Source organism: Parviterribacter kavangonensis (assembly GCF_056863335.1).
On record NZ_JBXPJA010000001.1, the window covers coordinates 3,112,642 to 3,135,366 of the forward strand.

A 22,725-nucleotide genomic window follows, 5' to 3' on the forward strand; every position below is an offset into this window, starting at 1 on the left:
CCTTGACCACGCTGCTTCCCCCGGCGCGCGCCGCGCGCCCCGACCTTCCCACGCCGGAGCCGTCCGGCCCGCGCCCCGTCGCCGGCGGTCCGCGCCCGGTCGTCGACGGCCGCTTCCTCGCCGCCGGCGGCGAGCGGCTGTGGGTGCGCGGCGTGACCTACGGCACGTTCGCCCCCGACGACGCCGGCGAGCGGTTCGGGACGCCCGAGCAGATCGCCGCCGACTTCGCGGCGATGGCGGCGAGCGGCATCAACGCGGTGCGGACCTACGAGACGCCGCCGCGGTGGGTCCTCGACATCGCGCTGGAGCACGGGCTGTGGGTGCTGGCGGGGCTGCCGTGGGAGCAGCACGTCGCGTTCCTCGACGACGCCGAGCGCCGCCGGTCGATCGAGCAGCGCGTGCGCGACGCGGTGCGCAGCTGCGCGGCGCATCCGGCGCTGCTGTGCTTCGCGGTCGGCAACGAGATCCCGGCGCCGATCGTCCGCTGGCACGGCCCGCGCCGCGTCGAGCGGTTCCTCGGCCGGCTCTGCGCGGCGGTGCGCGAGGAGGACCCGGGCGCGCTCGTCACGTACGTCAACTTCCCGAGCACCGAGTACCTGCGGCTGCCGTTCGTCGACGTCGTGTCGTTCAACGTCTACCTCGAGGAGCGCGAGGACCTCGAGCGCTACCTCGCGCGCCTGCACAACCTCGCCGGGGAGCGGCCGCTGCTGATGGCGGAGGTCGGGCTCGACAGCCGCCGCAACGGGACCGACCGCCAGGCCGACGCGCTCGACTGGCAGCTGCGTGCCGCGTTCCGGTCGGGATGCGCGGGCGCGTTCGTCTTCGCGTGGACCGACGAGTGGCACCGCGGCGAGCACGCGGTCGACGACTGGGACTTCGGGCTCACCGACCGCGACCGCCGGCGCAAGCCCGCGCTGCTCGCCGTCGAGGAGGCGTTCGCCGACGCGCCGTTCCGCGTCGGCGTGACGTGGCCGAAGGCGTCCGTGCTCGTCTGCACCTACAACGGCGCGGCGACGCTGGACGAGTGCCTGGCCGGGCTGGCTCGGCTGCGGTACCCCGACGTCGAGGTGATCGTGGTCGACGACGGCTCGACCGACGCGACCGCGGCGATCGCCCGCGCGCACGACGTCACGCTCATCTCGACGCCGAACCGGGGGCTCAGCGCCGCGCGCACGACCGCGCTCGAGGCGGCCTCCGGTGAGGTCGTCGCGTACATCGACGACGACGCGACGCCCGACCCGGACTGGCTCGGGTACCTCGTCGGCGCGCTGCTGCGCAGCGACCACGCGGGCATCGGCGGACCGAACCTGCCGGTGCCGGGCGACGGCCTCGTCGCCGCCGGCGTTGCGAACGCGCCCGGCGGCCCCGTGCACGTGCTGCTGTCCGACACGGTCGCCGAACACATCCCCGGCTGCAACATGGCCTTCCGCCGCGACCGGCTCCTGAGCATCGGCGGCTTCGACGCGCAGTTCCGCGTAGCCGGCGACGACGTCGACGTCTGCTGGCGGCTGCAGGAGCGCGGGTGGACGCTCGGGTTCCACCCGTCCGCGGTCGTGTTGCACCACCGCCGCGGCAGCGTGCGGACGTTCTGGCGCCAGCAGCGCGGCTACGGCCGGGCGGAGGCGCTGCTGGAGCGCAAGTGGCCGGCGAAGTACAACGCGCCCGGCCACCTGACCTGGGCGGGGCGGCTGTACGGGCGCGGGATCCTGCACCCGCTGCGCCGGTCGCGGGTCTACTACGGCACGTGGGGCAGCGAGCCGTTCCAGTCCGCCCACGAGCGCACGGCCGGGCTGCTGCCGACGCTGGCGACGACGCCGGAGTGGCTGCTCGTCATCGCGGTCCTCGCCGCGCTGTCGGCCGGCGGCCTCTTCGTGCGGCCGTTCGCGCTGGCGCTCTTGCCGCTGATCGCGGCGATCGGGCTGCTGCTCGGCGTCGCGGCGCGGGCGGGCGCGCGCTGCGACGTGGGCGAGGCGCGCACGCGGGGAGAGCGGTTCGCGCTGCGCGCGCTGACCGCGGCGCTCTTCGTGATGCAGCCGGCGGCGCGGCTCCGCGGCCGCCTCACGCGCGGGCTGACGCCGTGGCGCCGCGCCCGCCTCGCCGGCTTCCGCTTCCCGCTCCCCCGCGTCGACTGCCTGTGGTTCGAGCAGCCGCGCGACCTGCCCGCCCGGATGACGGCGCTCGAGTCCGCGCTGCGCGCCCGCGGCGCGCGCGTCCGCCGCGGCGGCGCGTTCGACCGCTGGGAGCTGCAGGCCAGCGCCGGCGCGCTCGGCGGCGTCCGGCTGCGCGCGACGCTCGAGGACCACGGCGGCGGCGCGCAGCTCATGCGGCTGCGCACCTGGCCGCGTCTCGCCCGCACGGCGCGCGCCGCGCTCGTCGTGCTCGCGGCGCTGACGGCCGCCTGCTTCGCCGCCGCATCGTGGGCGGTCGTCCCGTCCGCGATCGCGTTCGTCGCGCTCGCGGTCTTCGCCATCACCGAATGCGGCATCGCGACCGCGGCGGCGACGGAGCGATGAGCGACCACCCCTTCGCGTTCCTCGGGGACTACCGGCGCGTGCTGCCGTACGCCCGGCCGCACCGGCGGCTCGCCTTCACGTCGCTGGTGCTGGTCGCCGCGTCGTCGGCGATGGCGCTGCTTGCCCCGTGGCCGCTCGCGATCCTCGTCGACACGGTGCTCGGCGACAAGCCGCTGCCGTCGCTGCTCGGCGGGCTCGGCAGCCTCGATCCCAAGCAGCTGCTCGTCGTCGCGGTCGTCGCGGGGCTCGTGGTCACCGGCCTCGAGCACGGCCTCGCGGTCATCGACGAGTACGTCACCACGAGGCTCGACCAGAGCATGGTCCTCGACCTGCGCAGCCGCATGATGGTCCACGCCCAGCGGCTGTCGCTCGCGTACCACGACGCGAAGAAGACGGGCCAGCTGATGTACCAGATCAACAACCAGGCGGGCAGCCTGGGATCCGTCACCGTCGCGGTCCCGCCGCTGCTGAAGAGCGCCCTGACGCTCATCGGGATGTTCGTGATCGTGGTGCGGATCGAGCCGGTGCTCGCGCTGATCGCGCTCACCGTCGTGCCGTGCATCTACGCGTCCGCGGGCTACTACGCGAAGCGCATCGAGCCGACCGTCTACCGCGTCCGCGAGCTCGAGGGCCAGTCGCTCAGCATCGTCCACGAGACGATGGCGATGCTGCGCGTGATCGTCGCGTTCGGCCGCGAGGACCACGAGCACGGCCGCTTCTACCGCCAGTCCGAGGAGGCCGTGAACGCGCGCGTGAAGCTCACGGTCCGCCAGACGGTGTTCTCGCTCGTGGTCACGATGATCACCGCGACCGGCACCGCGGGCGTCCTCGGGTTCGGCGCGTGGCACGTGCTGCAGGGCGACATGACGACGGGCGAGCTGCTCGTGGTCATGGGCTACGTCGCGTCGATGTACAAGCCGCTCGAGATGATCAGCAACACGATCAGCTCGCTGCAGCAGCAGTTCATCAGCCTGCGCAGCGCGTTCGCGCTCCTCGACGCGCACGTCGACATCACCGAGAAGCCCGACGCGATCGCGCTCGGCCGCGCCGAGGGCCGCGTCGCGTTCGAGCAGGTCTACTTCCACTACCCCCGGCGCGACGGCACGCTGCGCAAGGTCACCTTCGCCGTCGAGCCCGGCCAGCGCGTCGCGGTCGTCGGCCCGACCGGCGCCGGCAAGAGCACGCTGATGAGCCTGCTGCCGCGCTTCTACGACCCGAAGCACGGCCGCATCACGCTCGACGGCCACGACCTGCGCGATCTCACGATCGCCTCGGTCCGCGACCAGTTCAGCGTCGTGCTGCAGGAGCCGCTGCTCTTCTCCGCGTCGATCGCCGACAACATCCGCTACGGCCGGCTCGACGCGACGCAGGACGAGATCGAGGCGGCGGCGCGCGCGGCGAACGCGCACGACTTCATCGCCGCGCTGCCCGAGGGCTACGCGACGCAGCTCGGCGAGCGCGGCGCGCTGCTGTCCGGCGGCGAGCGCCAGCGGATCTCCGTCGCGCGCGCGTTCCTCAAGGACGCGCCGCTGCTCATCCTCGACGAGCCGACGTCCTCGATCGACTCGCGCACCGAGGCGGTGATCCTCGACGCGCTCGACCGGCTCAGCGAGGGCCGCACGACGTTCACCGTCGCCCACCGGCTGTCGACGGTGCGCGACGCCGACCTCATCGTCGTCATCAACCAGGGCCGCGTCGCGGAGCTCGGCACACACGAGCGCCTGATGGCGCGCGGCGGGCTGTACCGCGAGCTGCATGACGCCCAGACCATGGAGCCGGCCGGCGAGCCGCCGGCGCTGGAGGAGGCCGCATGAGCCGCAAGATCGTGGTGCTCGGGATGATGGCCAAGATGCCGGTCCCCGGCGTCGTGTGGCAGACCGTGCACTACCTGCTCGGCTTCCGCGCGCTCGGCTTCGAGCCGTACTACGTCGAGGCGCACGGCCGCGTGCCGTCGATGTTCATGGAGACCGAGACCGACGACGGCGCCGGGCGCGCCGCGCGGTTCATCGAGGACGTCATGCGGCGCTTCGACCTCGGCGATCGCTGGGCGTACCACGCGATCCACGACGAGGGCAGCCCCGTGCTCGGCATGAGCCCGCAGCGGCTGCGCGCGCTCTACCGCGAGGCGGAGCTGATCATCAACCTCCACGGCGGCACCGAGCCGCAGCCCGAGCACGCCGAGGGCGGCCGCCTCGTCTACCTGCAGACCGACCCGGTGCAGCTCGAGCTCGAGCTGCACGAGGGCCTCGAGAGCACGATCGACTTCCTCGCGCCGCACGCCGCGTTCTTCACCTTCGCGGAGAACCTCGGCCGGCCGGGCTGCGACCTGCCGGTCAGCGACCGCTTCACGTTCCTGCCCACGCGCCAGCCGGTCGTGTGCGACCTGTGGGACGCTCCGTCGCCCGCGGGCGAGGGTGCCGCCTGGACCACGATCGGCAACTGGCGCCAGCCGTGGCGCGAGGTCTCGCACGAGGGGCAGTCGTACTCGTGGAGCAAGGACCGCGAGTGGGCGCGCTTCCTCGACTTGCCCGTGCGGTCGGGGCGGCCGTTCGAGCTCGCTCTGAGCTCGTACAGCCCCGGCGTGAAGACGACGCTCGAGCGGCGCGGCTGGAAGGTCCGCCACGCGCTCGACTTCGGCCACGACGTCGACGCGTACCGCGCGTTCATCCGCGGCTCGCGCGGCGAGTTCACCGTCGCGAAGGAGCAGAACGTCCGCTTCCGGACCGGCTGGTTCAGCGACCGGAGCGCCACGTACCTCGCGGCGGGCCGGCCGGTGATCACGCAGGACACCGCGTTCGGGCGCGTCCTGCCGACCGGCGAGGGCCTGTTCGCGATCGACGACCTCGACGGCGCGCTCGCGGCGATCGAGGCCGTCGAGGCCGATCACGCCCGCCACGCCCGCGCCGCCGCGGCGATCGCGCGGCAGCACTTCGACGCCGAGCGCGTGCTCGGCGACCTGCTGTCGGCGCTCGGCGTCGCGGCGACCAGCAAGACGACCACGACGAGCAACACGACGCAGAAGGGTGCGCAGTCCATGGACCGCAGGCCGATCACGAAGGCGAGCAAGGTGCTCGCGCTCATCCCGCACTTCGAGTGCGAGGAGTGGCTGGACGACGCGCTCGCATCCCTGACGCGCCAGACCCGGCCGGTCGACGGGATCGTCGTCATCGACGACGCGTCGGACGCCCCGCCGGTCGACATCGTCAAGCGCCACCCGACGGTGACGCTGCTGCACGCCGACCGCAACGTCGGGCCGTACCGGCTCGTGCAGCAGGTCATCGAGGAGACCGACTACGACGCGTACCTCTTCCAGGACGCCGACGACTGGTCGGCGCCCGACCGGCTCGAGCACCTGCTCGCCGCCGGCGAGGCGACCGGCGCCGAGCTGATCGGCACGCAGGAGATGCGCGTCTTCTGCGAGGAGCCCGAGGTCGCGCCGATCGCGTGGCCGGTCGACGTCAACGCGGTGTTCGAGGAGAAGCCGACCGGCTTCCCGCTCCTGCACCCGACGAGCATCGTGTCGCGCGATCTCGTGATGGCGCTCGGCGGCTTCTCGTCGGGCCTGCGGTTCAGCGGCGACGCCGAGCTGCTGCGCCGCGCGCAGCACGTTGCGAAGGTCGTCAACGTCACCGGGCACCACTACTTCCGCCGCATCCGGCGCAACTCGCTGACGACGGCGCAGGCGACGGGTCTCGGCTCGCCCGAGCGCAAGCGCGTCATGGAGATGCTGTGGGACCGTGCGCGGTCCAACGCGGAGCTGGCCGCCGCCGGCGAGGCGCCCGACCTCTCGCCGATCGCCACCGCGCCGCCGGTCGGGCTGCGCCACCTCGCGGGGCCGGAGCTGCGCCGCCCGGACCTCCCCGACCCGGTGCGCCCGGAGCCGCCCGCGGCGCCGTCGGCGCGCGCGAAGAAGGGCGGCCCGCCGCGGCCGGTGTTCGTCATCGGGGCCGACCGGTCGGGCGTGAGCATGCTCGCCTGCGCTCTGGGTCAGCACCCGGCGCTGCCGGGCGTGATGAACGCGGGCTGGCTCGGCGAGCTGGCGACCCAGCTGCCGGAGGTGCACGCGCGGACGATCGGCAGCGAGGAGCCGGGTGCGCGGGCCAAGCAGGTCACGGCGGACCGGTTCAGCCGGACGTTCGGCCGCGCCGCGGCGGCGCTGGTCGGCGACAACCTCGATCGCTGGGTCGACGGCGACCCGGTGCACACGCACGAGGTCGCGGAGCTCGCGCGGCTGTTCCCCGAGGCGAAGTTCGTGCACGTCGTGCGCGACGCCGACGCGGCGATCCAGTCGCTCGTGGCGCCGCCGCTCGGGTCGGCCGGGGCGACCGGCGGGACGCAGATCCCCGCGTACCTGCGGCTGAAGCTGACCGAGGAGCAGGCGGCGCGGCGGTGGATGGACGCGGTGCTCGCGGGGCTCGAGGCGGAGACCACGCTCGGCTCCGGGCGGGTCCTGCGGCTGGCCTACGACGACCTGCTCGCCGACCCCGAGGCCGTCGTGCGGCAGTGCCTGGAGTTCGTCGACGAGCCGTTCGCGCCCGAGTGCCTGTGGCCGCTGCGCGACATCCGGGCGGGCGAGTTCGCGGGCGACGCGAAGGGGTCCTCCCCGGTGCGCGCCGCCGCGCGCGCGTTGAGCGACGGGCTCCTCCAGCGGCCGGCCGCTGCCGTGGTCGCGCCGCCGGCGACCGCTCCGGCGAAGCGCGGCGACGGGTTCGACCGTGCGAACGCCGGGCGCATCGTGATGGTCACCGACCACTTCCCGAAGTTCTCGGAGACGTTCTTCGCGAACAAGTTCCTCGACCTGCGGTCGCGCGGTTGGGACGTGCACGTCGTCTGCAACCGCTCGAACAAGGAGCAGTGGGAGTTCTTCGGCGACCTGCGCGACAACGCGGACCTGAAGGAGCGGCTGCACCCGACGAAGGACTTCGAGGCGACGATCACGGAGCTCAAGCCCGCGCTCGTGCACTTCGGGTACGGGACGCTGGCGCTCGGGCGGATGGACGTCCCGGCGGTGCGCGACGCGAAGTCGGTGGTGTCGTTCCGCGGCTACGACGTCAACTACCACGGGCTCGAGGACCCGCACTGCTACGACGACGTCTGGAAGCAGGCGGACATGCTCCACTTCGTCGGGCGCGACACGTGGTCGCGGGCGCAGCGGCGCGGCTGCTCGCCGGACCGGCCGCACGCGGTCATCACCGACGCGGTCGACGTCTCGCGGTTCGAGCCGCCGGCGCGCGACGCAGGCCCGCTCGGGTCGATCGAGCGGCCGCTGCGGATCGTCAGCGTCGGCCGGCTGCACTGGAAGAAGGGCCACGAGTTCGGACTGCGCGCCGTGCGCGAGCTGCTCGACCGCGGCGTGCACGCGACGTACAAGATCATCGGCGACGGGCCGCACCTCGAGGCGACGCTCTTCGCGATCCACGACCTCGCGCTGGAGGAGCACGTCGAGCTGCTCGGCGCGTGCTCGGCCGACCAGGTGCGCGACACGCTCGCATGGGCGGACGCGTTCCTGCACCCCGCCGTCAGCGAGGGCTTCTGCGTCTCGGCGATCGAGGCGCAGGCGATGGGGCTGCCGGTCGTGTGCAGCGACGCGGACGGCCTGGGCGAGAACGTCGTCGACGGCGAGACCGGCTTCGTCGTCACGCGGCGCGACGCGCTGGCGCTGGCGCAGCGGCTGGCGCAGCTGGCGTCCGACGGGGAGCTGCGCGCGCGGCTCGGCCGGTCGGCGCGGCTGCGGGCGGTGTCGAGCTTCGACGCGAAGGTCCAGACCGACCGCTTCGACCGGCTCTACCAGGAGCTGCTGCGACCGGCCCCAGTGGCGCCGGTCGTGCCGGCGACCCACCCCGTGCGGTCGGCGGTGCGCGAGCAGGCGCTCACCGCGTTGAAGGCGGAGCTGGACGCCGCCGAGGCGCGGGCCGAGCGGCTGAAGAAGGAGGTCTTCGGGCGCGAGGTCGTCAAGCGCGTGCACGAGTTCGCGGCCGAGAACCTCCCCGCGGACGCCGACGTGCTGATCGTGTCGCGTGGCGACGACGCGCTGGTGGCGCTGCCTCGCGGGCGTGGGTGGCACTTCCCGCAGGCGCCCGAGGGGCACTACGCCGGCCATCACCCGGCCGACAGCGCGGCGGCGATCGAGCACCTCGAGGACCTCCGTGCGCGCGGCGCCCGGTGGCTCGTCGTGCCGGCGACGTCGGGCTGGTGGCTCGACCACTACGGCGAGCTGACGGCGCACCTCGACGACACGTACTCGCGCGTCGCCGAGCGGCCCGACGGCTACGTCGTCTTCTCGCTGGCGCCGCGCGACCGGTCGGCGGAGCCGGTCACGGCATGAGGGAGCCGTCCGTCTCGGTGTGCATCCCCACGCGCGACCGCGCGGGGCTGGTCGGCGAGGCGATCGCGAGCGCGCTCGCGCAGGACGGCGTCGACGCCGAGGTGCTCGTCTGCGACGACGCCTCGGCAGTGCCCGCCGGCGCGTTCGACGGCGTGCGCGTCCTGCGCAACGACGCGCCGATCGGCGTCGCGGCGACGCGGTCGCGCCTGCTCGGCGAGGCGCGCGGGCGGTACGTCGCGTGGCTCGACGACGACGACGTCCTCCTGCCGGGCGCGCTCGCCCGGCAGGTCGCAGTGCTGGATGCGCATCCGAGCGTCTCCATGGTCCACGGCGGGTTCGTCGCGGTGGGCCCGCACGGCGAGGAGCAGCCCGGCTGGGCCGCCCCCTTCACCGAGGACGTCATCGAGCCCGGAGACTTCGCGTTCCGCCAGCTCCTCGCCTCGAACGAGGTGATCACCTCGACCGTCGTCGCGCGGAGAGACGCGCTCCTCGGAGAGGACTCGCGCGGCCGCGGCGGCGCCCCGGCCGAGGTCTTCACGCGACGCCCCCTTGCGAGCTCTTCGGACTGGGCGATGTGGCTGGCGCTCGCGCGGCGTGGGGACGTCGCGTTCACCGCCGCGCCCGCAGCTCTCTACCGCCAGCACCCCGCGACGATCTCGCACGCGACGTCGCCCGCCGGCGAGCGGCTTCGGTGCGATGCCGCGGTGGTTCGGTGGGCGCTGCGCGGCGCGTCCGCGGATGCGCGGGCGGTGGCGTTCGCCGGGCTTGCCGCGAAGGCGCTGATGCTCGCCGGCGACCGGTTCACGCGGGGCGACGTCGACGGCGTGGCGCGGGCGGTCGCGTTCGGCGTGCGGATGCAGCCGCGGCTGCTCACGGCGATGGCCACGGTCCTCGCGCACGACCTCGTGATCGACGACGGGCCGGCGGTGCGGGACGGGATCGCGGCGATGCTCGGCCGCCTCGCCGACCGGCTCGAGGGGACACGCTTCGGCGCTCGCGTGCGGGCGCTGACGGCGCGGGACCCGGTGTGGGACGACGCGCTCGCGCGCGCCGCCGCGGTGGTGCGGCGCGTCGTCCCCGCCGGCGCGCACGTCGGCGCGGTCGCGAAGTGGGACCCGGCGCTGCTGGACCGCTGCGGCCGCGCCGGCCGGAACTTCCCCGATCGCCGGACGCTGCCGGACGGGTACCCGAGCGACAGCGCCGGCGCCGTCGCGCATCTGGAGGATCAGCGCGCCGACGGCGTGACGCACCTCGTCCTCCCAGCGCCATCGCGGTGGTGGCTCGACCACTACGACGGGTTCGCCGCGCATCTCAGCTCGCGCTACCACCGCGTCTTCGAGGACGGCGAGACCGTCATCTTCGACCTCCGGGAGACCGCGTGACCGCTCGCGGCCGCATCGTCGTCGGCGGCTCGATCGCGCAGAAGCCCGGCCAGGCGGGGCACGCGTGGCAGTACCTGCAGTACCTGCTCGGCTTCCGCCGCCTCGGCTTCGACGTCCTCTTCGTCGACGAGCTGCCGGGCGCGCAGCCCGACGACCCCGGCATCCGCTGGCTCGCCTCGGTGATGGAGCAGGCCGGCGTGCCATGGACCGTGGGGCCAGGCACCGAGGTGCCTGGTACCTCGGTGCCAGGCACCCTTGGTGTCAGACGGCCCGACGTGATCGCGTTCGTGCGCTCGGCGGACCTGCTGCTGAACGTCATGGGGTACGTGAGCGACGAGGGGATCCTCGGCGCGGCGCGGCAGCGGGTGTTCCTCGACACCGATCCGGGGTTCGGGCAGATGTGGCGCGCGCTGGATCTCGCCGACGTGTTCGCCGGCCATGACGCGCACATCACGATCGGCGAGCGGATCGGGGAGCCGGACTGCACCGTGCCCGAGTGCAGCATCGACTGGATCACGACGCCGCAGCCGGTCGTGCTCGACGCGTGGCCGGCCATCGCGCCGCGGCCGGACGGGCCGTTCACCTCGGTCGCGCGATGGCGCGGCGCGTACGGGCCGATCGACTTCGAGGGCCGTCGCTACGGGTTGCGCGTCCACGAGTTCCGCCGCTTCGCCCGCCTGCCGCGGCGGACGGGCGAGCGGTTCGAGCTGGCGCTCGACATCGACCCGTGCGAGACGGCCGACCTCGCGCTGCTGCGCGACGGCGGCTGGGTGCTGACCGACCCGGCGCGCGTTGCCGCGACGCCGGACGCGTACCGGCAGTCGATCGCGCGGTCGCGCGCGGAGTTCATGGTCGCGAAGGGGATGTACGTCGAGAGCCGCAGCGGCTGGCTCAGCGAGCGGAGCTTCTGCTACCTCGCGTCGGGCCGGCCCGTGATCGCGCAGGCGACCGGGTTCGAGGAGCTCTACCCGACGGGCGAAGGGCTGCTGGCGTACGCGACGCTCGACGAGGCGGTCGCGTGCGTCGAGTCCGTGCTCGCCGATCCGCTTCGCCACGCCGCGGCGGCGCGGGAGCTCGCGGAGGAGCACTTCGGATCGGACGTCGTGCTCGGGCGGGTGCTCGACCGGCTCGCGGCGGCCGTGCGGTGACGCGCATCGTCGTCAGCGGCGCGCTCGCCAACAAGCACCGCCACGGCGGGAGCGTCTGGGTGCGCATGAGCTGGGCCGAGGCGCTTCGCGACGCCGGGTTCGAGGTGCTCTTCGTCGAGCAGATCGACGTGAGCGCGTGCGTCGACGCGGCGGGCCGGCCGGCGCCGTTCCGGCAGTCGGCGAACCTCGCCGTCTTCCGCGCGGTGGCCGACGCGTTCGGCTTCGCCGGCTCGGCGGCGCTCGTCTGCCCGGGCGAGGGGATCGACGGCCCGGACGAGGACGATCTGCTCGCGCGGGCGGAGGACGCGGCGCTGCTCGTGAACATCGGCGGGCACCTGCGCTGGGAGCCGCTGCTCGACCGCATTGCGCAGCGCGCGTTCGTCGACCTCGACCCCGGCTACACCCAGCTGTGGGCGGCGGAGGGCCGCGACATCGGGCTCGGCGGTCACGCGCTGCACTTCACCGTCGGCGCGAACGTCGGCCGGCCGGGCTGCGAGCTGCCTACGGCCGGCATCGACTGGCGGCCGATCCGGCAGCCCGTCGTGCTCGACCGCTGGCCGGAGATCCTCGCCCCACCCGAGCTCGCCGCCTTCACCACGGTCGCGAGCTGGCGCGGCGCGTTCGGGCCGGTCGGCGGGCACGGCGTGAAGGCCCACGAGTTCCGCCGGCTCGCCGACCTGCCGCGGGCGCTCGGAACCTCCTGTGCGGTGGCGCTCGACATCCATTCCGGCGACGCGCGCGACGCCGCGCGGCTGCACGACGGCGGCTGGCGTCTGCACGACCCGGCCGACGTCGCGACGACCGATGGGTTCCGCCGCTTCGTGCAGCGGTCCGGCGCCGAGCTGTCCGCCGCCCAGGGCGTCTACGTCGGCACCCGGAGCGGCTGGTTCAGCGACCGCACGGTGCGGTACCTCGCATCCGGCCGCCCCGCGCTCGTGCAGGACACCGGCTTCGGTGAAGACCTGCCGACCGGCGAGGGCCTGCTCGCGTTCCGGACACCGGAGGAGGCGCTCGCGGGCGCACGGGAGATCCTCGCCGAGCCGGAGGCGCACGCGCGGGCCGCGCGGAGGATCGCCGAAGAGCACTTCGCCGGGCCGGTGGCGATCGCGCCGTTGCTGGAGGCCGCGGGCCTGGCCGGAGAAGGGTTGGCGGTGGAGAGGTCCTCCGCCGAGCAGGCGAGAGCGGCGGTCGCGGCGTGACACGCGACCGTCTTCGCATCGTCGTGAGCGGGATGGTCGCCGGCGACCCCGGTCAGGGCGGGGCGGCGTGGGCGGTGCTGCAGTACGTGCTCGGGCTGCGGGCGCTCGGGCACGACGTCGTGCTCGTCGAGCCGGCGGCGCACTCACGTGCCGTGATCGAAGGCTTCGGCGCGATCACCCGGCAGTTCGCGCTGACCCGCGCGGCGGCGCTGCTCGATCCCACGACCGGCGCGACCGTCGGCCTCGGGCGCGCCGCTCTCGAAGAGCCGGCGGACGTGCTCCTCAACATCTCGGGGATGCTGCGCGACGACGGGGTCCTGGCCGCCGCGCGCACGCGGGTCTTCCTCGATCTCGACCCGGCGTTCAACCAGCTCTGGCACGCGGTCGAGGGCGTCGACATGGGCCTCGACCGCCACGACCGGTTCGTGACGATCGGCCGGCGCATCGGGTCCGACGGGTGCACGGTCCCGACCTGCGGACGCTCGTGGATCGCCACCGAGCAGCCGGTCGTGCTCGACCACTGGCCGGTAGCGGAGGATCTCGTCCACGACGCGCTGACGACGGTCGGGCACTGGCGCTCGTACGGGTCGATCCACCACGAGGGCGTGCACTACGGCCAGCGGGCACATGCGCTCCGCGAGCTCATCGACCTCCCACAGCGCGCGCCGGACGCACGGTTCGCGCCGGCCATCGCCATCCACCCGGACGAGACCGACGACCTCGCCGCGCTCGACGCGCACGGATGGCAGCTCGTCGACCCGGCGCGCGTCGCCGCGACGCCGGATGCGTACGCGGCGTTCGTCCGCGGCTCGTGGGCCGAGCTGAGCGTCGCCAAGAGCGGCTACGTCGCCTCGCGGTGCGGGTGGTTCAGCGATCGCAGCCTCTGCTACCTCGCCTCCGGGCGACCCGTCGTCGCCCGGGACACCGGGTTCGCCGGCGACCTCCCGACCGGCGAGGGGCTGCTCGCGTTCGAGACGGCGGACGAGGCGGCCGCGGCGATCGACGACGTGCGTCGCCACTACGCCCGTCACCGCCGCGCGGCGCGCACGATCGCCGAGGACGTCTTCGCGTCGGACCGCGTGCTCCCCCGGCTGCTGGAGCGGCTGTGAGCGACGCCGTCCTGCACGCAGCCGTCGAGCGCGCGGTCGGCGAGCCGGTCGCGCGCCTCGAGCGGCGGCGCTGCGCGCACGAGTCGAGCTTCGCGCTCGACCGGCTCGACGTCATCACCGCGAGCGGCAGGGTCGAGCGGCTCGTGCTGAAGGACCTGAACACGCTCAACGAGCAGGGCAGCGCAGCTAAGCGCCGCGCCCGCGTCGACCCGCGCCGCGAGCTGGCGGCGTACCGCGACGTCCTCGCCGGCGCCGGGCTCGACACGCCGGCGCTGCGCGGCTGGGTCGCCGACGAGGAGCACGACCGCTGGTGGCTGCTGCTCGAGCACGTCGAGGGGATCCCGCTGTGGCAAGCGGGCACGAGCGCGTGGCGGGCGACGGCGCGCTGGCTCGCCCGGCTGCGCGACGTGCCGGCGGCGTCGCCGCACCTCCTGCGCTACGACGCTCAAGCGCTGCTGCCGTGGCTGGACCGCGCTCGCCCGCTCGTTCCCGCAGGCGCGCTCGATGGCGTCGGCGCGGTCTGGTCCGACGCGGTCGAGCAGGTCGCCGCCTCGCCGTGGGCGTTCGTGCACGGCGACCTCTACCCCGCGAACGTGCTCGTCGACGGGACGCGGATCCGCACCGTCGACTGGGAGATGGCGGGCAGGGGGCCGGCGGTGCTCGACCTCGCGGCGCTCACGTCGGGCACGTGGAACGAGCAGGACCGCGCCGCGGTCGTCGCCGCCGCCGACGCGCCCGCGGCGGTGCTCGACGCGCTCGAGGCGGCGCGGCTCGTCGTCGCGGTGCAGTGGCTCGGCTGGTCGAGCGTCTGGTCTCCCCCGGCCGAGCACGCGCACGACTGGCTGGCGGACGCGGTCGCCTACGCGGATCGGCTGGCCGCATGACGCGCGTGCTCGTCGTCAACGCCGACGACTTCGGCCGCAGCCCCGGGATCACCGAGGGCATCGTGCGCGCCCACCTCGAGGGCATCGTGACGAGCACGAGCCTGATGGTCCGGTACGGCGACAGCTCCGCCGCGGCCGCGGGCGCCGCGGCGCAGCTCCCCCGGCTCGGTGTCGGGCTGCACGTCGACCTCGAGGAGTGGACCTACGCGGACGGCGAATGGGAGCGCGTGTACGGGATCGTCGACGTCGGTGACTCGGCTGCGGTCGAGCGCGAGGTGACGATGCAGCTCGCCCGGTTCCGAACGCTCGTGGGCCGTGAGCCGACGCACCTGGACAGCCACCAGCACGTGCACCGCGACGAGCCGGTCGCGTCGGTGCTCGCGGCGATCGGGCGCGGGCTCGGGATCCCCGTGCGCCACGGCGGCCGCGCGCAGTACTGCGGCGCGTTCTACGGGCAGGGCCGCTGCGGCTCGCCCGTGCCCGACGGGATCACGCCGGACGCGCTCGCCGGGCTGATCCGCGACCTGCCGCCGGGCATGACCGAGCTCGCCTGCCACCCCGCCGCGACGATCGACCTCGAGACCGACTACGCCGACGAGCGGCTGACCGAGCTGCAGTCGCTCTGCGATCCGTCGGTGCGCGACGCGGTCGAGCGGGCCGGTGTGCGGCTCAGTTCGTTCGCCTGATCAGGCGGGCGCGCAGGTCGCCGCCGCGTTCGGGTCGTTCGCGTACGACGTCCCGTCGAGGTACGCCGTGCCCGGCTCGGCCGCGGGCAGCTCGATGACGCGCTCGTCGACGCCGTCGCCCGCGAACCAGCCGAGGCGCGCGATGAGGCCGCCGCCGTTCTCGGCGTACCGCCAGGCGCCCTTCACGGTCCAGCCGCCGGGCGCCTCCCCGAGGCACGCGCCGGTGGCGTCGAAGAGCAGCCGGCGCAACGAGCCGTTCGCGTCGAAGACGAGCCGCTCGCGGCCGTCCGGCGTCTGCGTGTCGAGGCGCAGGCCGACGATCGACTGCTCCCCGTTCGCGTCCGGCGTCGTCGTGATCGGCCGGCCGGCGTGGTCAGTCTGGGGCGCGGCGACGCTCTCGCCGGTGGTTGAGGTCGGCGGGATCGGCTCGTCGCCGGGCGTGCGGCCGACGACGAGCAGACCGCGGCGGGCGAGGTACGTCTTCGCCTTCGAGGACGCCAGGAACGCGCGCAGGAGCTGGTCGGCCTTGCGGTTGACGCCGAAGCGGATCGTCCGGCGCGGCACGACGTAGGTGACGCGGAACGCCTCGGGGTACGAGCGGCCGGTGATCGTGGCGTTGCTCGGCCCGATCCCGTTGAGCGGCACCGCGCAGACGCCGGGCTGCGGGCGGAAGCGCGACCACGACGTGACCGCCGCGATCGCCTGGTTCCCTGCGGCGGCGGCGCCGATCCCGCCGTCGGCCGAGCCGCGCGAGCCGGCGGGGTAGCTCAGCTTGTACCGGCCGCTGCGCTGCCTGACGTACGACGCGCCGAAGCGCAGATCGGCGTTGTCCTTGGTGCCGCGGTAGCGGACGCTGATCGCGTCGGCGTTCGCGCCGCTGACGATCTGCGACCAGCGGCGGATCTTCCCCGCCACGATCCCGCGGGCCTGCGCCTTCGTGAGCCCCCGGCACGCCGGGTGGCCGGCCGCGACGACCATCACGTCGGCGTCGTCGTAGAGCGGGACGGCCTCCTTGAAGCGGCGGCGCTCGGCGGCCGTCAGGGGGCGGTCGGCGAAGACGCCCGACGGCCGCTGCCCCGCCCGGCGCATCGAGTCGAGCGCCATCGAGACCGTGTAGCCGCCGACGATCGTGTTGTTCCAGTAGAGGCGGTGGGTGTGCCCGCCGGTGCGTAGCCGCGTCGGGGGGCGCGTTCGCTCGAACTCCTCGATCGGCAGCGTGAGGACGTCGGGGTAGACGCGGCTCGGCGCGTAGGTCGAGACCTGGACCATGTCCTGGTAGTGGGTGGCGAGCGCCTCCTGCGCGGCGCCGAGCGGAGCCGCGACGGCGAGGAGCAGACCGGCAGCGCACCGCCTCATGGAGCGACGGTACCCGCGGCACGACGTGCGGTGCAAGTGCGGTCATGATGCGCCCGTGCGCGCTCGCCTGCTCGTCTTCGTGGCCGTCGCGGCCTGCGTGCTGCCGGCGGCGTCCGCGACGGCCGGCGACCCGTCGGACCTGCGCTGCTTCGGCGCGGCGTCGCGCGACCTGCTGCATCCGTGCGTCAACGCTGGGCTGCGGCGGCTCGCCTACCCGCGGCCGTCGGATGCGTACGTGTGGGAGAACGCGGCGTGCATCCGGCAGCGGGACGCATGGCGTTCCGCGACGTTCGATCCGTGCACGTTCGGCGTCACCGACGGCAGCGAGCGGGCGACCGTCGCGCTGATCGGCGACTCGCACGCGATCCATTGGCGGGGCGCGCTCGAGGTGGTCGCGGACGCGCGCGGGTGGCGGGCGCTGACGATCGCGCGCGCCGGCTGCCCGTTCAGCGTGCAGGTGCCCTCGAGCCCGGCGCTCGGGCCGGCTGCGTGCGGGCGGCTGCATCGCGAGACGCTCGCGTGGCTGCGCGCGCATCCGCGGGTGCGGACGATCTTCGTGTCGGACTGGGCGCAGCCGTCATGGGGGCCGATGGGCGGAACCGGTGCGTACGGCGGATCCGCGTCGGCGTTCGGGGCGATGCTCGACCGGGTGCCGAAGTCGGTGCGGCGGATCTACGTGCTGCGCGACATCCCGGCGACGCGGGTGTCGACGCCGGACTGCGTCACCACGATGCGCCGGCGGGGTCTGCCGTTGGCCCGCGCGTGCTCCGTCCCGCGGTCGGCGTTCCTCGTCCCCGACCCGGGCGCGGCCGCCGCGCGCGGGCGGTCGCGCGTGCGGATGCTCGACCTGACGCGGTTCTTCTGCGGGCCGCTCCGCTGCTTCCCCGTCGTCGGCGGCGCGTACGTCTACAAGGACGACAACCACATGAACGCGCTGTTCGCCGAGACGCTCGGCCGGCCGCTGCTGGATGCCATGCGGCGCGCGGGGTGAGAGGGGGCATCGGGGCGCGCGGCGACCCTCTTGCGGCGCGCCGACGCCGCGGCCCGGGACCGCGGCGTCGAAGGAGGACCGGAGCTACCGCTCCTCCGGCGGATCCCCGGCGAGGATCCGGTACAGCGACCGGCGGGTGGCCTCGAGCACCTCGCGTGCGCGGGCGACCTGAGCCTCGTCGCCGGCGTGGATGATCTGCGTCGCCGCCATCCCGACCTCGCGGACGAGATGGACGAGCTGGCGCGGACCGTGGCCGACGTCCTCCTTGACGGCGTCCCACGGGGCCGGCGCGCCCTCGGGACGCTCGGCGAGCCGCTCGCGACCGGCGTCGGTGATCTCGAAGGCCTTCTGGCCATCGCGCTCACGCTGGGTCACGAGCCCCTCGTCCTCGAGCTGCTGCAGCGTCGGGTAGACCGAGCCGGGGCTGGGCCGCCAGGCGCCCTCCGACCGCTCCTCGATCGCCTGCATGAGCTGGTAGCCGTTGCGCGGCTCTTCGCTCAGCAGGACCAGCAGGGCGGTCCGGACGTCACCGCGGCGAGCGCGCGGCCCGCGCGGTCCCCCGAAGCCGGGCGGACCCGGACGACGCCCCCGGCGCGGTCCGGGACCGAACGTCGCGCACTGGGAGCCATGGTGGTGGTGGATGAAGTGATGCATGGTTGTTCACCTCCCTTCCTCTTCGATGCATCGCTGATACATCACGATATATCGAGATAGCTCGTTCGTCAAGCGGGGATTCAGGCGCGAGGCACCCGCCACATCGACCAGAGCGGCGGGCCGTCAGGCACGGAGTACTCCTCGGTCGCGCGGAAGCCGTGGCGCTCGTAGAAGCGCTTGTTGGCCGGGCTCGTGGCGTCGAGGTAGGCGAGGTCGCCCGCCGCGTCGATGCGCTCGAGCGCGGTGGCGAGCAGCGCCGAACCGACGCCGCCGCCGCGGCTCTCGGCGGTGACGCCGATGAACTGCAGGTGGTGGTGCGGCTCGACGGGATGGCGCTCGCCGATGACCTCCGCGACCGCGAACAACCGCTCCGCGTCGGGGCCGAGCACCGGCGCGACGCGCTCGCCGAGCGCCTCGTCGTCCGGCCAGCAGCCCCGCGGCGCCCAGAGCGTCGCCGCCTCCGGCGCGTCCGCGACGTGGGAGGCGCCGAACGGCAGGAAGAACTCCGCCCAGGCGGCGAAGACGCCGGGGAGCACCGCCCGGCGGCGCACAGCGTCCGGGATGGCCCAGCAGAAGACGGGATCGTCCTGGAACGCGCTGGCGAGCGAGCGGCCGACGAGGCCGGTGTCGGCGGCGCCCGCGACACGGACGGGGTTGGCGACGGTGGTCATGAGGACTCCTTCGGAGACGGAACGTGGATGAACGGGATGACGGCGTCGAGGAAGAGCTCGGTGCCGGTGTCCATCGCCGCGTGGCGCTGGCCGGGGAGCGAGACGAGGTGGGCGCCGGGAAGCGTCGCGAGGAGCGCGCGGTTGGCGATCTTGAAGGGCTCGCTGCTCTCGCCGCCCTCGACGAGGAGCGTGGGGACCGCGAGCGAGTCGAACCGCGCCGGCTCGAACTCGTAGCGGCGGTTGGCCTCCTCCTCGCGGAGGATCGTCGGCGCGCAGGCGACGCGCGCCTGCCACGCGGGCAGCGAGCGGAGCAGCTGGACCTGCTCCGGCGGCAGGCCGGCGACGCGCTCGAAGAAGCAGCGCAGCAGCGCGTCCCACTCCTCGTGCGCGGCGAGGTCGCGGAGGCGGCGGACGACGGAACCGGGGGGCTTGACGTAGCCGACCGGCGCCTCGTAGAGGACGAGCGCGGCGATCGCGTCGGTGAGCAGCGCGGCCTCCAGGGCCGCGATGCCGCCGTACGAGTGGCCGAGGACGACCGCCGGCTCATCCGCGGCCTCGGCGACCGCGGCGACGTCCTCGGCCTCGCGGGCGAGGGCGTACTCGGCGGCGTCGCCGCTGGCGCCGCGGCCGCGGCGGTCGATGGCGAGGACGGTGAACTGCTCGGCGAGCGCCGGCAGCACCGGCGCCCAGCGGGCGTGGTCGGCGGCGGCGCCGTGCACGAGCACGAGCGGCGGGCCGTTGCCGCGGCGGTGGACGGCGATCGGGGTGCCGTCGGCGGAGGCGACGTGGTCGACGATCGTGAGCGGTGCGCGGCTCGTGACGCGCGGCGCGACGGCGGGCTGGTCGAGGCGGAAGGAGCGGGCCGATGACTGCATGCCGGGACCGTCGCCGCCACGACCCCCCGAGCGGTATGGAGAATGACCTCCAAGAGCTCGCCGTAGGGGTCGACGCCCCCATGGAACGTGGGGACCGGGAGCGGCGAACGGCGACCCCGGGAGCCTCAGCCGGGCGAGGCGGGCTCGCGGGCGAGGAGGGCGATGACCCCGGACCTGGTTCCCGCGCCGAGCTTCGCGAGGACGCGGGAGACGTGCTTCTCGACGGTGCTCTCGCTCAATCGCAGGCGGGCCGCGATCTGGGCGTTCGTGCGGCCCTCGGCGACGAGGAGGGCGACCTCGCGTTCGCGGGCGGTGAGGCTCTCCAAGCGGGTGTCGAGGGCGGGGCCTCCGGAGGCGACGGCGGGGCGCGGGCGTTCGCCGAGGCGGCGAAGGACGCGCAGCGCCTCGTCGCGGTAGCCGAACGCGCCGCGGGCGTCGAGGTCGGCGGCGGCGCGGCGGAGCACGGCCCGGGCCTCGTCGCCGCGACCGTCGGCAGCCAGCGCCTCGCCGGCGAGCACGCGGCAGCGCGCCGCCCACAGCGGGACCGCTCCGCTGTCGCCCTGCGTCGCGCCGACGGACGCGAGGCGGGCCGCGCGGGCCGGCTCTCCCCGCGCCATCGCGACGTCGCCGGCGGCCAGCGCGAGCACGGCGCCGAAGACCCCGTCGCGCCGCCCGCTGCCCTCCGCAGGTGCTTGCTCGGCGATGGCCGCCGCCTCGTCCACGCGACCCGCTCCGATGAGCGCCCGCACGGCGATGTGCGACGCCTTCACGCGATCGAAGGTCCACATCGCCGGGTTGACCCAGCCGAACGTCTCGAACGTCGCGCACGCGGCGTGCGGATCGCCGGCGGCGAGCTGCGCGTCGGCGAGCGCGTAGCCCGCCTGCGAGTACGGCATGAGGCCGAGCCGGTCCCACGCGGCGCGCCCGTGGGAGAGCGCCGCCTCGACGTCCCCGCGCGCCAGCGACACCCGGCTGAGGACGACGTGCGTCCAGTAGACGACCTGCGCGTTCCCGGTCAGCAGCGCGCTCTCGAGCGCCGCCTCCCCTCCCTCCTCCGCGCGCCCCAGCTCGCCGAGCTCGGCGTCCACCCACGCCCGCAGGCCCGCGTACGTCGGCAGGTACAACCCCTGGCCGCTCGCCCGCGCGACGCGCACCGCGCGCTCGGCGATCGGGACGATCTCGGTGAAGCGCCCCGTGAAGAAGTGCGCGACGGACAGCCACAGCGGCGCCTGCAGCCGCGTCGCCAGCGCCTCGTCGGGCAGCGCCGCGACGAGCTCGGCCGCCTCGGCGATCCGCGCGTCGGCCTCCGCGCGCGCCGCCGGGTCGTCGCGCCGCAGCCGGCACTGCGCGGCGTCGGCGGCGATCGCGGCCGCCTCCGCCTCGAGCGCCGCGTCGCCCGCCGTGCGCGCCGCCACGCGCGCGCCGGACGCCAGGGTCTCCGCCGCCGCGTGGTCGCCGTTGACCGCGCGCTCGCGAGCCATGACGAGCGACAGCACGCCGACCGCACCGGGGCTCGCTCCGACCGCCTCGCGCTCGCGCTCGAGCAGGGCGCGCGCCTCGTCCGGCTGCTGCGTCCAGAGAGCCATCAGCTCGGCCAGCATCGCCACCACGATGACCCGCTCCGGCGCGTTCTCCGGCAGCCGCCCGCACAGGTCCTCGAGCACGTCGCGCGCCTCGACGGCGCGTCCCGCGCTCGCCAGCGCCATCGCGCGCGACGACAGCAGCGCGAGCCGCCGCGGCTCGTGCGACGGGCCGGCGGGCAGCAGCCGCTCCGCGACGGCAAGCCACGCCGCCGCGGTCGCGGGCGCGCCGGTGCCGGCCTCGCCGGCCGCCTCGGCGAGGAGGTCGACCGCCGCCAGGTCCCCGGGCCGGGCGGCGCGTGCGGCGTGGTGCGCGCGCTCGACCGGGCTCGCGCCGCGGGCCGCCAGCGCGTCGGCGGCGCGCTCGTGCGCGGCGAGCCGCCACGCCTCGCTCGCCGACGCGTAGACCGCGCGGCGCACGAGCGGATGGCGGAACACGAACCGCCACGGGTGCTCGCTCGCGCGCACGAGATCGGCCGCGAGCACGGCATCGAGCGCGGCCGGGGCGGCGTCATCGGCGATCCCCGCCGCGGCGGCCGCCAGCGAGGGCTCGAATGGGTCGCCCGCGACGGCGGCGCCGCGGACGAACTCGCGCGCCGACGGCTCCAGCGCCGCGATCTCCCCGGCGAGCGCGGCGACCACCGCGGCCGGGGTCGCCCCGGCCTCGACGCCGCCCGTCGCCGCGGACGGGCCGGCACGCGCGAGCGCTTCGAGGAAGAACGGGTTGCCGCCGCTCTCGCGGAACAGCCGCTCGCGGACCGTCCCGAGGACGCCGGGGCCGAGCAGGGCATCCGCCGCCTGGCGCGGCAGCGGCCCGACCTCGAGCAGAGCGGCGTCGCCCACCTGCGCGAGCGCCTGGACCGTTCCCTCCACCACCGGCGCGCGCCCCACGCGCGCCGCCAGCGCGATCCGCACGTCGGCGCGCGGCATGCGCTGCAGCAGCACGGTCAGCAGCTCGGCCGACGCGGGATCCGCCCACTGCACGTCGTCGAGCGCGAGCGTCACCGGCTGCGATGCCCCCAGCCGCTCCAGCACCGTCCGAACGATCCGCGCGACCCCGAGCCGCTCCTCGCCCAGCAGCGGCGGCGTACCGGCGGGCAGCGCCTCGCTCCACAGCGCGAACGGCACGTCGCGCTCGAGCTCCGCGGCGCGCGCGGCGAGAACCAGCTGCCCCAGCGCCGCCGCGCGCGACCGCACCTCGGCGAGCAGCCGCGACTTCCCGATCCCCGGCTCCCCCGTGATCCCGAGCACCCGTGGCGCGCCGTCGTCGCCGAGGAGCCGGTCGACGGCCCGCAGCTCGGCGTCGCGCCCCACGAGCGGTGCAGGGGTGACGGTCACGCTGCGGCCGACCG

The 22,725-nt window shown here is 75.0% G+C and carries 15 protein-coding genes; 10 read left to right on the top strand and 5 right to left on the bottom strand.

The features are described from left to right. Window positions 1-2: 2 nt before the first annotated feature. From AC1UE4_RS15625 to AC1UE4_RS15665, 9 genes are read left to right on the top strand one after another with little or no spacing between them, the layout of a single operon-like run. Complete coding sequence (locus AC1UE4_RS15625) at window positions 3-2,513, top strand: glycosyltransferase family 2 protein (protein WP_482918162.1); 2,511 nt, start codon at window positions 3-5, stop codon at window positions 2,511-2,513. After that, complete coding sequence (locus AC1UE4_RS15630; RefSeq protein ID WP_482918163.1) at window positions 2,510-4,327, top strand: ABC transporter ATP-binding protein; 1,818 nt, start codon at window positions 2,510-2,512, stop codon at window positions 4,325-4,327. Before AC1UE4_RS15625 ends, AC1UE4_RS15630 begins: the two co-directional genes overlap by 4 nt. Further along, window positions 4,324-8,838, top strand: coding sequence for a glycosyltransferase (locus AC1UE4_RS15635; protein ID WP_482918164.1), 4,515 nt, complete (start codon window positions 4,324-4,326; stop codon window positions 8,836-8,838). The genes AC1UE4_RS15630 and AC1UE4_RS15635 overlap by 4 nt, the downstream gene beginning before the upstream one ends. Continuing rightward, complete coding sequence (locus tag AC1UE4_RS15640; RefSeq protein WP_482918165.1) at window positions 8,835-10,220, top strand: glycosyltransferase family 2 protein; 1,386 nt, start codon at window positions 8,835-8,837, stop codon at window positions 10,218-10,220. The genes AC1UE4_RS15635 and AC1UE4_RS15640 overlap by 4 nt, the downstream gene beginning before the upstream one ends. Next, window positions 10,217-11,368, top strand: coding sequence for a glycosyltransferase (locus AC1UE4_RS15645; protein ID WP_482918166.1), 1,152 nt, complete (start codon window positions 10,217-10,219; stop codon window positions 11,366-11,368). Before AC1UE4_RS15640 ends, AC1UE4_RS15645 begins: the two co-directional genes overlap by 4 nt. Next, complete coding sequence (locus AC1UE4_RS15650; RefSeq protein ID WP_482918167.1) at window positions 11,365-12,567, top strand: glycosyltransferase; 1,203 nt, start codon at window positions 11,365-11,367, stop codon at window positions 12,565-12,567. Before AC1UE4_RS15645 ends, AC1UE4_RS15650 begins: the two co-directional genes overlap by 4 nt. Next, window positions 12,564-13,676 carry a glycosyltransferase gene (locus AC1UE4_RS15655; RefSeq protein ID WP_482918168.1) on the top strand — a complete coding sequence of 371 codons (1,113 nt, stop codon included), beginning with the start codon at window positions 12,564-12,566 and terminating at the stop codon, window positions 13,674-13,676. The genes AC1UE4_RS15650 and AC1UE4_RS15655 overlap by 4 nt, the downstream gene beginning before the upstream one ends. Then, window positions 13,673-14,560 (top strand): phosphotransferase family protein, encoded by an 888-nt coding sequence (locus AC1UE4_RS15660; protein ID WP_482918169.1) that lies wholly within the window; start codon window positions 13,673-13,675, stop codon window positions 14,558-14,560. The genes AC1UE4_RS15655 and AC1UE4_RS15660 overlap by 4 nt, the downstream gene beginning before the upstream one ends. Beyond that, entirely contained in the window at window positions 14,557-15,246 is a 690-nt protein-coding gene (locus AC1UE4_RS15665; RefSeq protein ID WP_482918170.1) for a carbohydrate deacetylase, read from the top strand. Before AC1UE4_RS15660 ends, AC1UE4_RS15665 begins: the two co-directional genes overlap by 4 nt. On the opposite strand, the gene AC1UE4_RS15670 is transcribed toward AC1UE4_RS15665, so the two are convergent. Beyond that, entirely contained in the window at window positions 15,247-16,602 is a 1,356-nt protein-coding gene (locus AC1UE4_RS15670) for a type 2 periplasmic-binding domain-containing protein (RefSeq protein WP_482918171.1), read from the bottom strand. A gap of 55 nt (window positions 16,603-16,657) precedes the next feature. Here AC1UE4_RS15670 and AC1UE4_RS15675 point away from each other — a divergent pair, with 55 nt between their 5' ends. Continuing rightward, entirely contained in the window at window positions 16,658-17,593 is a 936-nt protein-coding gene (locus AC1UE4_RS15675) for an SGNH hydrolase domain-containing protein (RefSeq protein WP_482918172.1), read from the top strand. An 84-nt stretch (window positions 17,594-17,677) separates the two neighbouring features. Here the strand turns inward: AC1UE4_RS15675 and AC1UE4_RS15680 are convergent, their stop codons facing one another. The 4 genes from AC1UE4_RS15680 to AC1UE4_RS15695 all read right to left on the bottom strand — a co-directional run bounded on the left by AC1UE4_RS15680 (window position 17,678) and on the right by AC1UE4_RS15695 (window position 22,711). Further along, window positions 17,678-18,247, bottom strand: coding sequence for a PadR family transcriptional regulator (locus AC1UE4_RS15680; RefSeq protein ID WP_482918173.1), 570 nt, complete (start codon window positions 18,245-18,247; stop codon window positions 17,678-17,680). 80 nt (window positions 18,248-18,327) lie between these two features. After that, the gene (locus AC1UE4_RS15685) at window positions 18,328-18,918 is read right to left on the bottom strand and encodes a GNAT family N-acetyltransferase (protein WP_482918174.1); all 591 of its coding nucleotides are present in this window, start codon (window positions 18,916-18,918) and stop codon (window positions 18,328-18,330) included. Continuing rightward, a complete protein-coding gene (locus tag AC1UE4_RS15690) occupies window positions 18,915-19,793 on the bottom strand; it encodes an alpha/beta fold hydrolase (protein ID WP_482918175.1) in 879 nt (292 codons plus the stop codon). Before AC1UE4_RS15690 ends, AC1UE4_RS15685 begins: the two co-directional genes overlap by 4 nt. A gap of 125 nt (window positions 19,794-19,918) precedes the next feature. Further along, on the bottom strand, window positions 19,919-22,711 hold the full coding sequence (locus AC1UE4_RS15695; RefSeq protein WP_482918176.1) for an ATP-binding protein: 2,793 nt from the start codon (window positions 22,709-22,711) through the stop codon (window positions 19,919-19,921). Window positions 22,712-22,725: the final 14 nt, after the last annotated feature.